We start from the raw sequence: 14,107 nt of genomic DNA, 5'->3' as shown, positions 1-14,107 counted from the left end.
CCGATGTCATTCAATACGGATTACGCGCCCCAAACCGGCCACAGCCCGGATTTTTACTATCAGAAAATCGTCACGGCGATCGGCATAGTGCTGGAAACCGACGACCTGTCGGAACTGCATCCGCACACCGATCTGGAACGGGATTTAGGCTTCGAAAGCGGCATCTTCATCGAACTGATGATGTATCTGGAAGAGATGATCGAAGGCTTGTCCATCGACCCGGTGACGCTGGACAGCCAGCAGATCAGCACCATCGACTCGCTCGGCCGTTTCATTCACTCACAGCTGGAGCACGGCGTCCCTTGTGCATGATCGCGTCGTGGCAGTACCTGACTACCGTGTTCGCCCGCTTTGACGGCGTACACACTCCTGCCTGCCATCACACCGAAGGCGACCTGACCTATCACCAGCTTTATCAGGGCGCACTGGCGCTGGCGGAGCGGTTGCAGGCGTTGCATGAAGCCGGCGGGCATCGCCAGCGCGCGCCGGTGCTGCTGTACGGCCACAAACACCCAGCCTGCCTGATCGCCTGGTGGGCCTGCCTGCTGGCCGGTCATCCGGTAGTTCCGGTGGAAACCGACAACACCGACGAGCGCCTGCGCTTTATCGCCGGCAGCATTCAGGCCGCACTGTTGCTCAACGCCACCGGGCAGGCGGCGCCAGATATCGGCATTCCCACGCTGGCGGTTTCAACGGCAGTATGCGATATGCCCGCCGCCCGGCTGGCCGAGCACTGCCGCCAGATGGGGCTGGCGTTTGGTCGGGACGCGATCGGCGGCATTGCCTACATCATGTTTTCTTCCGGCACCACCGGCGCCCCTAAAGGCATCCGGGTGAGCTACGCCAATCTGGCGCATTTCGTTCGCTGGGCGGCGGATGCGTTTCCCGCTCCCGGCCCGATCAGCGGCAACATTCGCTACTGCTTCGACGTGTCCCAATATGAGCTGTGGCTGGCGTGGCATTATCGTCAGCCGCTTTCGGTGCTGGATTACCGCGACTTCATCAATACCCGCAAGATGATCGCCCGCCATGCCGACGCCGGGGTACAAACCTGGGTCAGCACCCCGTCGCTGACCCGTAATTATCTGAGAGACCGGGAGTTCCGTCAGGATAACCTGCCGCGGCTGAACACCTTTATCTTTTGCGGCGAGGTGCTGACGAAAGAGATCGTCAGCGCCCTGTGGCAGGCGTTTCCCGGTTGTCGCATCGTCAATACCTACGGCCCGACGGAGTGCACGGTCGCCGTCACCGCCTGCGACATTACCCCCGGCATGCTGGATGACGACGCGCCGCTGCCGCTGGGCTATGTACGCCCCGGCGTCGAACTGCGCATCAACGCCCCGGCGAACAGCGAACGCGGGGAAATCGTCATCGCCGGCCCGGTGGTCGGCGAAGGCTACCTGAACGCGCCGCCCGTCCAGCAGGCGCGTTTCGTCATCGAACCCGACGGTACCCGCAGTTACCGCACCGGCGACATCGGTTCGCTGCAAAATAACCTGCTCTACTTTCACGGTCGGGAAGACAGCGAACTGAAAATTCAGGGTTACCGCATCGTCCTCAGCGACATCGAAAACGCGCTGCGGGAACACCCGCAGGTACAGGACGCGATCGTCACGCCCTGGCTGTTGCACGACACGCCCCAGGGACTGCAGGCGTTTATCCTGTCCGGCCAGACGGATATTTTCCCGGCGCTGGCGGCTTATCTGCGCCGCTATTTTCCGCTCTATATGGTGCCCAAATTCTGGTATCCGGTGGACGACGCCACGCTCAATCACAACAGCAAGCTGGATCGCCAGCGCGTCGCCCGGCAGGCGCTCGACAAAGGCAAACGCTATGTTTTCGTCAGTTCTTAATCCGATTCAGACACAGATGCGGGAAAACCCGCAGCATCTCGCTCTCGTCAACGACAGCGGCAGCTATACCTTTGCGCAACTGGGACGTCGGGTGGAAGGCATTCGTCAGGCGCTACGCCGACACACGCCGCGCTACGTGATGATTTACGGCCACAAGCAGTTGGACGCCGCCGCCGCCATGCTGGCCTGCGCGTTTGAAGCCATTCCCTTCACCTTTGCCGATATCGCCAACCCGGCCGCCCGTATCGAACGTATCGCTGCGATGGTTCAGGTAGATCTGGTACTGCTGGCGTGCGAACCGCGAACCTCATTTCCCTTATTGTCAGCGCCGACCATCATCACGACCAGCCTGGCGGACGGTAGCCCGCTACTCCCGGCGGTTATACCGACATCAGAACAACTCTTTTATATCCTGACCACCTCCGGCAGCACCGGCGAACCGAAGGGGGTGAAAATCAGTTATGGGAATTTTGCTGTATTTTCTGACTGGTACATTCCCAGTCTTGACGCGGAACGCTTCCCAGGCAGTCACGTTAATCATGCCTGTTTGTCTTTTGATATGGGTGTTATGGATCTTTTCCCTTCACTGGCTGCCGGTAAGCCGGTCTTGATGCTCAATCATGCTAATAATATCCGCCCCCGCAAGAACCTGCAGTTGCTCACCGAATCCGCAGTAAAAGCCAGCAGTTGGTTTTCCACGCCCAGCTTTTTAGACATTATGTGTATGGATCGCCAATTCAACGCCAAAAGTCTGCCTGAACTACGCGTGATTTTCGTTGGTGGGGAGCCGGTTTCTCCCTCATTGGTGCAAACATTACAAACCCGGTTTCCTCAGGCAGAGGTACGGCACGCATATGGTCCTACCGAAACTACCTGCGTCACCCACGCCTTATGCTTACCTCCCATTATTGACGCCAAAGCGATAAACGCGTTGCCATTGGGGCGACCACAAGGCAAAAACCGCATTGTGGTCTGTGATGAGTGGGAAAAACCACTCCCAGCTGGTCGCTATGGCGAAATCGTCATTCTGGGTCCTCAGGTCGGGGCAGGTTATTTACCAAGTGATCTACCTGCTAATCAGGCATTTGGTTATCAGGATAATGAACGTTATTACCGTACCGGCGATATCGGCTATCTGGACGAGCAGGGACAATTGTTCATTCAGGGGCGCAATGACAGCCAAATCAAATGGCGCGGTAATCGAATCGATCTGGCCGAAATAGAGAAAGCCGCCAGCCAATGCGATCAGGTAAAACAAGCAGCGGTGATCATAGAAAAAAACAATAACGTCGTAACTGAACTGGTGTTATGCGTCCACTTGAGCATCGACACCAACGAGCAGCGCGACAGCCTGCGACGCGAGCTGGCGCAGCGGCTGCCCGCTTACATGGTGCCGCGCATCATCCGGTTCACCGGTCCGTTTCCACTGACGCTGCACGGCAAAACCGATCGCCAGGCGCTGATGCGGCAATTCGAAACCGACGCGGAAACCCTGCCGAAGTAACACGTCGCCAAAATAGCGGTACGACCTGCAAGCAGGCATAAAAAAAAACCTCTGTCGCCGGTAGTCTGGTACAAACGGTATTGACGGGGGAAAAGTCATGAAATTCAGCCATCTTGGATACATCGTCAGAAATAGTGATACCACTATTGCGGCAATGGCGACTTTTTTCCCGCATATCACCGTGCACCGCAAAAAAGTCAGCGCGCAGCAGATTTACGTCACCTTCATGAATACCACCCGCCACGATATGCAGATTGAACTGGTGGAACCGCTGCCGGAAAACCGACTGCTGAGCGGCATGCTGGACAAGGAAAACAAAGCGTGCCTGCCCTACCACATCTGCTTTGAAGTGGATGATTTCGATAAAAAATATCAGCAGTTGCGCGACGATGGCTGGCTGGCGCTGACGCGCCCGTTTCATGCCTATCCGCAGGGGCCGCTGGCCAGCCACCTGTATAAACCGGAGGCTGGCATCATGGAGATCATGTCCGGCAGTACCAATCTGATCGCACAAGGAGAAACCGCGTGAATGATTACGCCCTTTTCCTTGAGCCGCTAAAACGCCTGATTGAAGACACCCTACCCGAGGGGCGTCATCTTGGCGGGCAAATAGATATCGCCCCGGAGAAAGCGCGCCTTACCGCGCAGTATTCGCTGGCGCCGATGCTCAATACGCTGGGCGTGCCGGCCGACTACCGGCCAGCCTGCTGGCTGGAAGATGATGGCGTCGCCCTGCGAACGCTGCCGTTGCCGCTACGGTGCGAAGCCTATGAATCGTTTGGCTACATCGACCCCAACCTGCTGTTCGCCGCGCCGGGGCCCGGTATGGCGGCGCTGGTGGTGGAAAACATGGGCAGCCAGGAACAGCAGGATGCGTTCTTCTCCCAGTTTAGCCGCGAGTTGACCTGGAGCTGCTTTGCCATGACCGAGCCGGAAGTGGGCAGCGATGCGCAGCAAATCCAGACCAGCGCCATCAAGGTAGACGGCGGCTGGCTGATCAACGGCGAGAAGTATCTGATCGGCAATGGCGTCATTGCCGACACCGGAGTGCTGTTTGCCCGCACCGCATCCGGTCCGCTCGGCATCAATGTTTTCACCTTTGCGCCGCGCCATCAGGATGGCGTGTTCGCCGAACGTATCCCGATCAACGGCGTACCGGGCTGCAACGTGTCGCATCTGACCTTCCGGGATCTGTTCGTACCGGACAACGCGTTGCTGGGGCAACACCTAAGACCGACCGAGCGTTTTGCCCGCTCCGCGATGGTAACCTTCGACTCGCTGCGCCCCTGCGTCGGCGCGATTGCGCTCGGCGTCGCCCGCTCCACGCTCGACCTCGCCCTGCAGCAACGCTGGGCCACGCCCCGCTCCGCCTGGTTGCTGAAAGCCCGGCGGCAGTTGCAGGCGGCTATGTCGCAGGCACGAATGGTCTGCAAACGTTTCGAACTGGGGGAAACCTGCGGGCGCGACGCCGGGCTGGCGAAAATCACCGCCACCCGGGTGGCCGAGCAGGTGGTCATGGCGGTCATTCATCATGCGCCGCCCGCCGCGCTGGGCGAATATCCGCGTCTGGCGAAAGCCTGGCGTGACGTGAAAGCCTTCGAGTACACCGAAGGCACCACCTTTATCCACCTGATTAACCACGGTTATCGGGGGGCATAGCATGGCATACCCGGCGTTGGTCCCCGTTAGCCGTTCGATAGTACAGGAGACCGGTAGTCTGGCGGTGGAAACCCGCGCCACCCCGTTGACGGCGGAGCAGCATGCCCTGCTGTCTCCCTGGTTTGCCCTCAATCATGCCGACCCCGCTATTCCCTGGTTTCTGCATGAGCCCGTCCACAGCGACGAATTCGGCCTGCATGCCGCCAACGTCATCGCGCTCTGCCGTCATTTTTGCGCCAGCCATGCCAACAGCGTCCTGCTGTACGAGTATTACGGCGCGCCGCTCCAGTTCCGTACCCCGCTGCTGCAAAGCCTGCTCTATGCCGCGCCGGGTTTTCATCACAGTCTGGGGATCAAGGCGCAAGGGCGGATACAGGCCGAGCGTGATTTGGCCGGTACGCTGCTGGACCACGACGGCGCCGTGCTTTATCTGAGCGATCCGCTGCGCCGCATCAGCCCGTGCGCCGACGCCGAGCCGGTCGTCTACCGTTACTGCCGGCTTTACCCGCGCTAGCCCCGTCGCGCCGCTACCATGACACGCTCCATATCATGACGCCGGACACGCTGTTCGCCCTTTTTCCCCCCGCTAACCGCCAGGAGTGCGCTTGTGCTAGGACACCTTGAGGCGATAGAAGTCGCGTTTCCGCCCGAAATACAATCACTGGACGAGGTCGCGCAGGAAGTCGGCCTGACCCGGCTTGATGTCCGCATGTTTGACCGTTTTTACGGGTTACGCCGTTTTCACGGCGGCCCCGGCACGCTGGACGAACTGCTGACGCCGGTGATCGACCAGATGCAGCACAGCCGACCGCAGGCTTTCGCCGCCATCAGCCATGTCGTGCACTGCCATACCGTACCTTGCGTGCGGGTGTTTGAAACCGTGAGCCAGACGCCGTCCTGGCTGGATCGCTTTTCACCCCAGACCGAATTCGCCAGCCTGACCATGGGCCACTGCGCCACCCCGCTCACCGCGGCGGAATGGCTGCTGAAACAACTTTCGCCCGGCGGCTTCGGCCTGATACTGATCGGCGAGAAAGCCTTTCACCCCAGAGTCAGGCTGATCAAAGACACCACCCTGATGGGCGAAGCCGCCTGCGCGGTGCTGTTGAGCCGCCAGGGCGACGGCCCGGCGATCCTGAGCCGTTATACCGGTCAGGACGGACGCTTCAGTATTCAGAAAGGCGCTGACGAGCACGAGACCTCCGACTTTGGGCAGCATTATATTGATTTTACCTGCCAACACCTGCAGGCAGCGCTGGACAAAGCCGGCGTAACCATTGATTGTATTGACTGGATCGCACCTCATAACGTCAATCTCTCGTCGTGGCATCGTCTGGCGCAGTTGATGAATTTTCCACGGGAGAAAATCTTTCTGGAAAACATCCCGCGCTATGGTCACTGCTTTGGCGCCGACCCGTTTATCAACCTGCGCCAGTTGCAGCAACAGCAGCAGCTGCGCAAAGGCGATACCGTGCTGCTGGTCAGCGTGGGGCTGGGCGCGACCTACTCATCGTTACTGATCAAGATTTAACCAAAACGCAATATCGGGCAATACACCACTGCTATTCCCGATAAGGTACATAATTATCGTGCGAATGGTATTTTTTGCGACTCGACTAACAGGACAGAACATGAAGGCTCTTACGTTCAGTAATGTATTAAAAGAATTGGATGCACTGGGCGAAAAATTACGGCAGGCGGCCAGTCAGGTAGAATCCGATCGTAGCCGGGCGTTATCCTGTCTTGAGGATGAGTTGCTTTATACCATCGCCTACATTGGCATTCCGCCCGAATTCATTCCGTTCCGGGGCTGGGACTATCAGGCCTGCCACTATAGCGATCACATCGACATGCTGGAGTACCTTAGCCGCTTTGACGCCAGCGGTCTGATGATGTTGCCCGGCGCTTCGCTGTCGGCGCGAGCGGTCACGGTGCTGGGCACGCCGGAACAACAGGCGTTCCTCTTCTCCCGCTTTAACCAACCGCCTTGCTGGGCGTTTTTTGCCGTCACCGAGCCTGAAGTCGGCTCCGATACGCAATCGATCACTTCCTCGCTGACGCCGACCGATAACGGCTACTTACTTAACGCCCGCAAGAAATTCATCGGCGGCGCTCAACTGGCGTCCGTCGGGCTGGTTTTCGCCCGCGAAGGCAACCTCCAGCGGCTGGTGATGGTGGAACCGGAACAGGCCGCCGCCCATATGACGATCACGCCGCTTGAGCAGTTCGGGCTACAGGGTTCTAACCTGACGGAAATCGAGATCAACGGGCTACCGATCACGCCGGATCGCATTCTGGGTTATGACCGCAAAGGACTGAATCAGGGGCTGACCGCGCTGGGAGAAGTGTTTGAACGCCACCGCCCGATGGTCAGCGCAATGGCGCTCGGCACCGCCTACGGGCTACTGCGCGTGCTGGACGACACCACGCTGAACGCTGAACAGCAACGCTGGCGCGCCCAGCAGTGGCGCACTTACCATCTGCTGCGACAGCAGCTGTCGGAAATCGCCGGGCGCTACCAGTCCGGTCAGCCGCAATACCACGCCACCAGCCAGTTGAAACGGCGCTGTACCCTGTTCGTGGAAACGGTGGCGCACCGTATGCCGCATCTGCTGGGCGAGCAGGCGTGGCTGGAAGACGCGCCGTTACGCCGCCGCTGTCGCGACGCGCTGGCGTTCGAATACATGGAAGGCACCGCCAATATCCATCTGATGAACAGTTTCCGTTGCTACACTGCCAGGGGAGGCGTCTGTGCCCACGTATCTTGACCCACGGTCGATACTGCACCGCCGCTTTACGTCGCCCGCCAGCATGCCGCGGCAGGCGATCAGCCCGGCGCAGGAGTATTACTGGCACAGCTACGCCACCCGGTTCTTCGACAGCAACGGTCTTGACTGGCATGAGAGGATGGCCAACCTGCAATGCGGCAGCCGGACCAGCGACCTGACATCGTTCATCAACATGATCGGTCAGTTGCTGCCCGTTTATCGGGCCAGAAACGATCTGTCGCATATCGACAGCGTGCTGATGGCGCACTGGACGCCGGACTTACATCTTGGCAGTTCGGTGATCAACTATGTGATCGAATCGCTCAGGCTGCCGGCCTGTCTGGCGCTGACCATCAGCGATCGCGGGCCGGACGCGGCGCTATTCGCGCTCTCCAGCATCGCCAATTGCCAGCAGGAAGACGACCATGATTCGCTGTTGCTGATCGCCGACCAGAGCAGCCTGCCGTATCACTCTTCCCTGCTTGAATCACTCGCCCCGGAAAACAACGCCTGCCTGTTTTCCGTCAGTTGCCATGAGCAGCCGCTGCGCTATCAGGGTTTCTGTCGCCATCCTCAACCCGCGGCCGACACTCTGGCGCAAACCGTAGCCCAGTTATGCCAACGCTTTACGCTGCGGCAAGACCGCTTATGCGTAGTGGCGGAGCCGCTGCTGTTGGCGGCGCTGCCGCCGGCGCTGACCGGTATCGCCACCAATCCGCATCTGGTGTGCGCCGCGCCGTTTGTGGCGCTGGCGGAAAATTACCAGCCAGGCTGCGACTACCTGCTGCTGGTTCATTACCAGGACAAGCTCAGCGCCGTCGCATTGCAGGGAATGGAGTAATTGCAAGGGGTTAAGTAATTGCAGGGAGTAGAGTAACAGTGCGTCTGACCCGTTTTGTGACCTGGGTGCCGGAGCAGAGACTGAACGCCAGCGAGATTATTCGCGCCGCGGGCGCCAGCGCCTCGGAAGCGCGGGTTTTCTCGCAACTGTTCGGCTTTCGGCAGGTAGCGGCGCTGGGTAGCGACGTGTCGCTGGCCTCGGTGTTCCACCGGCTGCTCAGTGAGCTGCAGCGCCAGTCGCCGCACCCCGATCGCCCGGCTGATGTGCTGATCTACGCCCACGGCATGCCGGTGCAGGCGGCGGAACGACAACCCTGGCTGGCTCAACTTGGTCAAGAGCATCCGTTTATTCGCGATAGCGCCCCCTGCTACGAACTCGACCAGCAAAACTGCGCCACGCTATTTTGGGCGCTGGCGCTGGCCCAACGGCTGCTGTCGCAACAACGAGCCAAGCGGGTGGCGATCATTGCCGGCGATACCTTGTCTGCATTTGCGATGCAGGAGCGATATTTCCCCGGCTGTACTATGGTAGGTGATGCCTTCGCAGCACTGCTACTGGAAAATCAGCCATCCGGCTTCCAAATAGAACCAGTCTATACCGGACAGCGACCAGAGTTTCATGAAGGAATTCATGGTAGCGAGCATGCCAAAAAGGGATTTTATCAAGCTCATGATGAGCTGATTTTCGATGCGCTACAAAATACAAGGTCAGGTAACCCGACACATCTCCATCTCTTGCCGCACAACGTCAATCGGTTAAGCTGGCTCAATTATTCCCGTCGTCATCAACATCCGCTGGAAAACATTGCGCTCGGTCTGATGCCGGATATCGGACACTGCTACACCGTCGATCCGCTGCTGTTGCTACCGGCCGCGTTGCCTGCCATTCAGTCCGGCAAGCCCCACGTCATGCTGTCCGTCGGGCTGGGCGCCTGGATCGGCAGTTGCCGAATCCGATACGCTGACGCGCCGATCTGACGCTGTGCGGCCTTGCCGCACTATTTAGCCGCATTTATCAGAATAGTTCTCAATTTCAGACAAAAATGGATAATTCCGCTATGCATAATAGTCATCAGGGAAAGCTTTCGCTGGCTTGCCGGCGATAAGAGACAAGGATGTAACTGAACCGCCCCGACTGAACAACGGATGAATGATCAGACGGGTATCGGCCAGACAAGGATAAGCTGGCCGCGGGTTCCCTCCTGATACAGGACGTCAGGCTGGCATAGCAGGGATAGCAACGGAAAAGGGGGAGAGGAATGAAGGCATTGCTTTGTTCCGCGCTGGCGCTGCTGCCATTGATGGCGGCCTGTTCTCCGGCGAATCAGCAAAACGTGGAAGTGCCCTCCTTTACGACATTGGATGTCAGCCGTGGCCTGAGCGTCACGTTGGTTTGCGGTAATGGATACCGCGTGGAGGCCAGCGCCAGACAGGATGTTCTGGAGAAGCTGGTCATCCGCCCTCAGGGACAGAGCCTGGTAATCGAAAACCACTCCAGCGATGACAATATTCTGCGCGATCACAGCGTTGCGATCACCGTCACCATCAGTGCGCCGATTAATACGATCAAGGCGCAGTCAGGCGTCAAAATGACCGTTCCCGCCTGCGCGGTCTCACCCGACACATTCACAGTCGACGGCAGTATGGGCGCGGAGATCAATGTCGCGGGCAACACGCGTCAACTCGACCTGTCGCTGGCGATGGGGTCCTCTTTCAATACCCATGAACCAGCTTTTTCGGCGCAAGAGGCCGTTGTGAATATCGCCATGGGCGTAGACGCGCGGTTATGCCACGTGCGGCAACTGAGTGGAACCGTCACCACCGGCGCCAGAGTTCGGGTAGCGCCGGATACGCTGGTTCATACCAGCAACGGCGTAGCCAGCCTGATAGACCATCACGGCTGCTGAAGCGATGCGCTATTTCCCGGCGCCTCGCCCTGCAGTATCAGCAAGCGCCACGCATCCGGCACGATCGATTTCGCGGGGAACAGGCAGTAGCTGAGCGCTACGGACGGCGCCCCCGCAATCCACGCCTCATCCAGCCAGCAATCGCTAATCTGCCCGTCATCCGCCACCCGGAGAGCGCCCTGACTGTCGGCCAGACAGCTGAACGACGCCAGCGATTTGTGCAGCCCTAATCCCAACGCTTTGATATAGGCTTCCTTGCGGCTCCACAAACAGGTGAACGCCGGCAGGAATTGCGCGTCATCCAACGAGTCCAGCCAGCGGATTTCATCAGGGTGAAAGAAACGTCTGGCTATCGACCGCTTACGGCTCGCATGACCCTGACAGCTTTCCACATCCACGCCCACCGGGCTGTGGCGCGCAAAAGCGAAGGCAAAGGCGCTATGGGTATGAGACAGGTTGAACTGAATAGTCGGGTGCTGCGGTAAAAACGGTTTGCCGTGCGGGGTGCGCTCAAAGCGTAATGCGGCGGCCTCCTGCTGACACAACGGCGCCAGCAGATTACGCAACATTCCTTCCGCCAGCTGGCGGGACGCCAGCGCCGTATCCGGCGGTACGCCGCAGGCCTGACGGGCCTGAGCGACGACTACCGGACTCGCCAATTGCGCACGCGGCACCACAATGCAGTGGGGATACGGCCATGCTCTCGCCGTCAGGTCATCCCAGCGGCAGGAAGATATTGACGACACAGCCTTCTGCATCCTTACGGTTCTCCAGCGTCAGGTGCCCGTCATGGCCTTCGACAATCTGCCGGCACAGAATCAGCCCGATGCCGCTGCCATGCGTTTTGGTGGTATAAAACGGCACGAACAGGTTTTCGATATTCGCCACCCCTTTGCCTTGATCGATAATCTCGATATGCAGTTGCCGGGCAATCACTTTCCAGCGCAGCACGATTTCACCCTGCCCGGGCGCCATTGCTTCATCGGCGTTTTTCAGCAGGTTGATGAACATCTGCTGCATTTGATTGGCATCGACCATCGCCTGCTGCGGCGCGTCCCCGGAAAGAACCAGTTTGCGCTGTGGGAACAGCATCGCCATTTGCATCATCAGCCCGGCGATATCGCATGGCTGTTTGTTGGCCGGCGGCAGACGGTTCAACTGACGATAACTGCCGACAAAGGTGATCAATTCGCGGGCGCGATTGTTGATGATTTCCATGCCGTTGACCAAATCCGGCGCCGCCTGATGCTGATTATCCTTACGGAACACCTGCAACAGCGTCTGGCTGATGGAGGCAATCGGCGTCAACGAGTTGTTGATCTCATGGCTGATCACCCGCAGCAGGTTCTGCCAGGTTTTCTGCTCTTCGTTACGCAACAGCTTGCTCACGTCGCTGATGAACAACAGATGGTTTTGCCGGCCGTCTTCGATAAAGGAATCGTGACGAATCTGGAACATTCCCCGTGTACCGGGGAAACGCCAGTCGACCGGCTCGGCATCGGACGGCTGCTGCAACAGCCCTTCCAATCCGAACTCCGCCGCCGGTTGTCCCACCAGCAGTGATAACGGTTTGTTAACCAGCGCCGCCGCCGCGTCGTTGCACCAGATGATGCGCCGCTCCGCATCCAGCGCGAACACGCTGATATTGATATTGGAGATCACCTTGTGCAGCACATAGTAGGTTTCTTTTTGCTGCTGACGGCTGCGCGCCATCGTGCCGGAAAGCTGGTTAATCTGACGGATCAGGTTATCAAAGGCGCCTTTGTCCTTGGTCACGCCGCGCAGGCTGAAGTTTTCCTGCTCCAGCGCTTCCAGCAGGTTGGACACGACGTGGATCTTGCCGTTCAGTCGCTCGGAGAAAGTAAAGCTGCTGTAGACCAGACACAGAAAAATGATGAAGACCGTCAGTATTTTCAGGTACACCGACTGGTCGGGAAACAGCCATAGCAGGAAATACCCCAGCAAGCCGGCAATCGCTGCGACATTGAATGACAACAGGTGAGGAGGCTCAAAGGAGGAGTCGAGTTTACTCATGGTTAATCTTGTATTTTTCCAGTCGTCGGTAAAACGCACTACGGCTCAGGCCCAGCGAACGGGCAGCCTTGATGGCGTTGCCCTCAAACTTCGCCATACGCTGACACAGCAGGCGTTCTTCAATATCGGCCAGCGTCGCCTCGGAGGCCACTTCCGGCTCGGCTTTCGCCACTTTCTGCGGCGCGCCAGGCAGTGACGGAAAGATATCGTCACTGTTCAGCCGGGATGCTCCGCACAGCAACACCGCCCGCTCCAGCAAATGACTCAGTTCGCGGATATTACCCGGCCAGTGGTAACCCGACAGCGCCGCCTGCCCGGACTGGCTGAGTCCCGGCGCCGGCTTGTTGTATTTTCTGGCGTAGCGGTCAATGAAATTCAACGCCAGCGGCATGATATCCTGCTGCCGTTCCACCAGTGACGGTACGCGTAACTCAATGGTGTTGAGACGATAATAGAGATCCTGACGAAACGTCCCTTCCGCCACCCTGACATCCAGTTCAGCGTTGGTGGCGGCGATAATACGGCAATTGGTTTTCAGCGTACGGGACGAGCCAACCCGCTCAAAACAACGCTCTTCCAGAATACGCAGCAGCTTGCTTTGCTGGGTCATCGGCAGATTGCCGATCTCATCCAGAAATAGCGTCCCTTTATCCGCCAGTTCGAAACGCCCGACGCGGCTTTCCCGGGCGTCGGTAAACGCGCCTTTCACATGGCCGAACATCTCGCTTTCAAACAGGTTTTCGTTGATGCAACCCATGTTTACCGACACCATGTTCTCGTCACGGCGCGGAGAAAGCTGATGAATGACCCGGGCCAGCAGGCTTTTGCCGGTGCCATTCTCACCCAGAATCAGGATGTTGGTCTCGGTTGCGGCCACCTGCTCCACGACCCGCATTAACTGTTTCATCGGCGCGGATTCCACCACCCACTCGCCATTGAAATTGTCTTCCAGTTCCAGCTTCAGCAGTTTGTTTTCTTCTTTCAACCGCTTGCCGGAACGCTGGCTGAGGCTAAAGGAGATCTGCTGGCGAATCACATTCAGCAACCGCTCGTTGTCCCAGGGTTTCTGAATAAAATCCACCGCGCCCGCCTGCATGGCGCTCACCGCGATATCGACGCTGCCCCAACCGGTCATCGCCACCACCGGCAGGTATTCGTCGTAACGCTTTATCTCTTCCAGCAACACCAGCCCTTCCTGCCCGGACGTGGTATCCCGTTGATAGTTCATATCCATCAGGATCAAATCGAAATCATGCTGGGACAACTGAACGGGCACCTGCTCAACGGCGGAAGCGAGTGTGACCTGATAGCCTTCCATGGACAGTAACATCTGCAGGCTGGCCAGAATATGCGCGTCATCATCAACAATCAGGATATGTTGCTTATCCGCCATATGGGTCCTTATCACGCTGGTTCATACTGAAATTTCACACTGACAGGCGCCGCCGCAGGAAAACTCCCGCCGCGACGTCCCTTACAGCATAATCGATCCGTGGTAACTATTAACGGCTCTGTTGCGGGAAACTGGAGCGCCAACCGGTA

14 protein-coding genes are annotated in these 14,107 nt (G+C 58.4%); 11 read left to right on the top strand and 3 right to left on the bottom strand.

The genetic code is table 11. The annotated features are described in order from the left end of the window. The first annotated feature begins 3 nt into the window (after positions 1 to 3). The 11 genes from CVE23_RS00575 (at position 4) to CVE23_RS00525 (ending at position 10,531) form a co-directional block, all read left to right on the top strand. A complete protein-coding gene (locus tag CVE23_RS00575) occupies positions 4 to 312 on the top strand; it encodes an acyl carrier protein (protein WP_100848661.1) in 309 nt (102 codons plus the stop codon). After that, positions 309 to 1,853 carry an AMP-binding protein gene (locus CVE23_RS00570; RefSeq protein ID WP_100848660.1) on the top strand — a complete coding sequence of 515 codons (1,545 nt, stop codon included), beginning with the start codon at positions 309 to 311 and terminating at the stop codon, positions 1,851 to 1,853. The genes CVE23_RS00575 and CVE23_RS00570 overlap by 4 nt, the downstream gene beginning before the upstream one ends. Continuing rightward, the gene (locus CVE23_RS00565; RefSeq protein WP_100848659.1) at positions 1,834 to 3,357 is read left to right on the top strand and encodes an AMP-binding protein; all 1,524 of its coding nucleotides are present in this window, start codon (positions 1,834 to 1,836) and stop codon (positions 3,355 to 3,357) included. Before CVE23_RS00570 ends, CVE23_RS00565 begins: the two co-directional genes overlap by 20 nt. A gap of 97 nt (positions 3,358 to 3,454) precedes the next feature. Continuing rightward, entirely contained in the window at positions 3,455 to 3,886 is a 432-nt protein-coding gene (locus CVE23_RS00560) for a VOC family protein (protein WP_038920600.1), read from the top strand. After that, positions 3,883 to 5,016, top strand: a complete 1,134-nt coding sequence (locus CVE23_RS00555) for an acyl-CoA dehydrogenase family protein (protein ID WP_049855300.1) — start codon at positions 3,883 to 3,885, stop codon at positions 5,014 to 5,016. Before CVE23_RS00560 ends, CVE23_RS00555 begins: the two co-directional genes overlap by 4 nt. Position 5,017: 1 nt before the next feature. Continuing rightward, entirely contained in the window at positions 5,018 to 5,530 is a 513-nt protein-coding gene (locus CVE23_RS00550; protein ID WP_038920602.1) for a hypothetical protein, read from the top strand. A gap of 93 nt (positions 5,531 to 5,623) precedes the next feature. After that, positions 5,624 to 6,547 (top strand): 3-oxoacyl-[acyl-carrier-protein] synthase III C-terminal domain-containing protein, encoded by a 924-nt coding sequence (locus CVE23_RS00545; RefSeq protein WP_100848658.1) that lies wholly within the window; start codon positions 5,624 to 5,626, stop codon positions 6,545 to 6,547. 100 nt (positions 6,548 to 6,647) lie between these two features. After that, a complete protein-coding gene (locus CVE23_RS00540; RefSeq protein ID WP_100848657.1) occupies positions 6,648 to 7,784 on the top strand; it encodes an acyl-CoA dehydrogenase family protein in 1,137 nt (378 codons plus the stop codon). After that, positions 7,768 to 8,625, top strand: a complete 858-nt coding sequence (locus CVE23_RS00535) for a hypothetical protein (RefSeq protein WP_038920605.1) — start codon at positions 7,768 to 7,770, stop codon at positions 8,623 to 8,625. The genes CVE23_RS00540 and CVE23_RS00535 overlap by 17 nt, the downstream gene beginning before the upstream one ends. 38 nt (positions 8,626 to 8,663) lie before the next feature. Continuing rightward, positions 8,664 to 9,602, top strand: coding sequence for a beta-ketoacyl-[acyl-carrier-protein] synthase family protein (locus CVE23_RS00530; protein WP_038920607.1), 939 nt, complete (start codon positions 8,664 to 8,666; stop codon positions 9,600 to 9,602). Between the two features lie 281 nt (positions 9,603 to 9,883). Next, positions 9,884 to 10,531 carry a GIN domain-containing protein gene (locus CVE23_RS00525; RefSeq protein ID WP_049855295.1) on the top strand — a complete coding sequence of 216 codons (648 nt, stop codon included), beginning with the start codon at positions 9,884 to 9,886 and terminating at the stop codon, positions 10,529 to 10,531. Here the strand turns inward: CVE23_RS00525 and CVE23_RS00520 are convergent. From CVE23_RS00520 to vfmH, 3 genes are read right to left on the bottom strand one after another with little or no spacing between them, the layout of a single operon-like run. After that, positions 10,519 to 11,277 (bottom strand): 4'-phosphopantetheinyl transferase superfamily protein, encoded by a 759-nt coding sequence (locus CVE23_RS00520; protein ID WP_225622627.1) that lies wholly within the window; start codon positions 11,275 to 11,277, stop codon positions 10,519 to 10,521. The two genes, CVE23_RS00525 and CVE23_RS00520, sit on opposite strands and share 13 nt — an antisense overlap. Continuing rightward, positions 11,246 to 12,565, bottom strand: coding sequence for a two-component system sensor histidine kinase VfmI (gene vfmI, locus CVE23_RS00515; RefSeq protein WP_023638054.1), 1,320 nt, complete (start codon positions 12,563 to 12,565; stop codon positions 11,246 to 11,248). Before vfmI ends, CVE23_RS00520 begins: the two co-directional genes overlap by 32 nt. Next, positions 12,558 to 13,958, bottom strand: a complete 1,401-nt coding sequence (gene vfmH, locus CVE23_RS00510; RefSeq protein ID WP_038920611.1) for a two-component system response regulator VfmH — start codon at positions 13,956 to 13,958, stop codon at positions 12,558 to 12,560. The genes vfmI and vfmH overlap by 8 nt, the downstream gene beginning before the upstream one ends. Between the last annotated feature and the right edge of the window lie 149 nt (positions 13,959 to 14,107).

Origin of the sequence: Dickeya fangzhongdai, assembly GCF_002812485.1 — a bacterium.
GTDB lineage: Bacteria > Pseudomonadota > Gammaproteobacteria > Enterobacterales > Enterobacteriaceae > Dickeya > Dickeya fangzhongdai.
This window is presented reverse-complemented; position numbering and strand designations above follow the sequence as displayed.

Excerpts from the sequence above, each read along its gene's own strand:
- CVE23_RS00575 (WP_100848661.1), top strand. The coding sequence starts at position 4 with ATGTCATTCAATACGGATTACGCGCCCCAAACCGGCCACAGCCCGGAT.
- CVE23_RS00570 (WP_100848660.1), top strand. The coding sequence starts at position 309 with ATGATCGCGTCGTGGCAGTACCTGACTACCGTGTTCGCCCGCTTTGAC.
- CVE23_RS00565 (WP_100848659.1), top strand. The coding sequence starts at position 1,834 with ATGTTTTCGTCAGTTCTTAATCCGATTCAGACACAGATGCGGGAAAAC.
- CVE23_RS00560 (WP_038920600.1), top strand. The coding sequence starts at position 3,455 with ATGAAATTCAGCCATCTTGGATACATCGTCAGAAATAGTGATACCACT.
- CVE23_RS00550 (WP_038920602.1), top strand. The coding sequence starts at position 5,018 with ATGGCATACCCGGCGTTGGTCCCCGTTAGCCGTTCGATAGTACAGGAG.
- CVE23_RS00540 (WP_100848657.1), top strand. The coding sequence starts at position 6,648 with ATGAAGGCTCTTACGTTCAGTAATGTATTAAAAGAATTGGATGCACTG.
- CVE23_RS00525 (WP_049855295.1), top strand. The coding sequence starts at position 9,884 with ATGAAGGCATTGCTTTGTTCCGCGCTGGCGCTGCTGCCATTGATGGCG.
- vfmI (WP_023638054.1), bottom strand. The coding sequence starts at position 12,565 with ATGAGTAAACTCGACTCCTCCTTTGAGCCTCCTCACCTGTTGTCATTC.
- vfmH (WP_038920611.1), bottom strand. The coding sequence starts at position 13,958 with ATGGCGGATAAGCAACATATCCTGATTGTTGATGATGACGCGCATATT.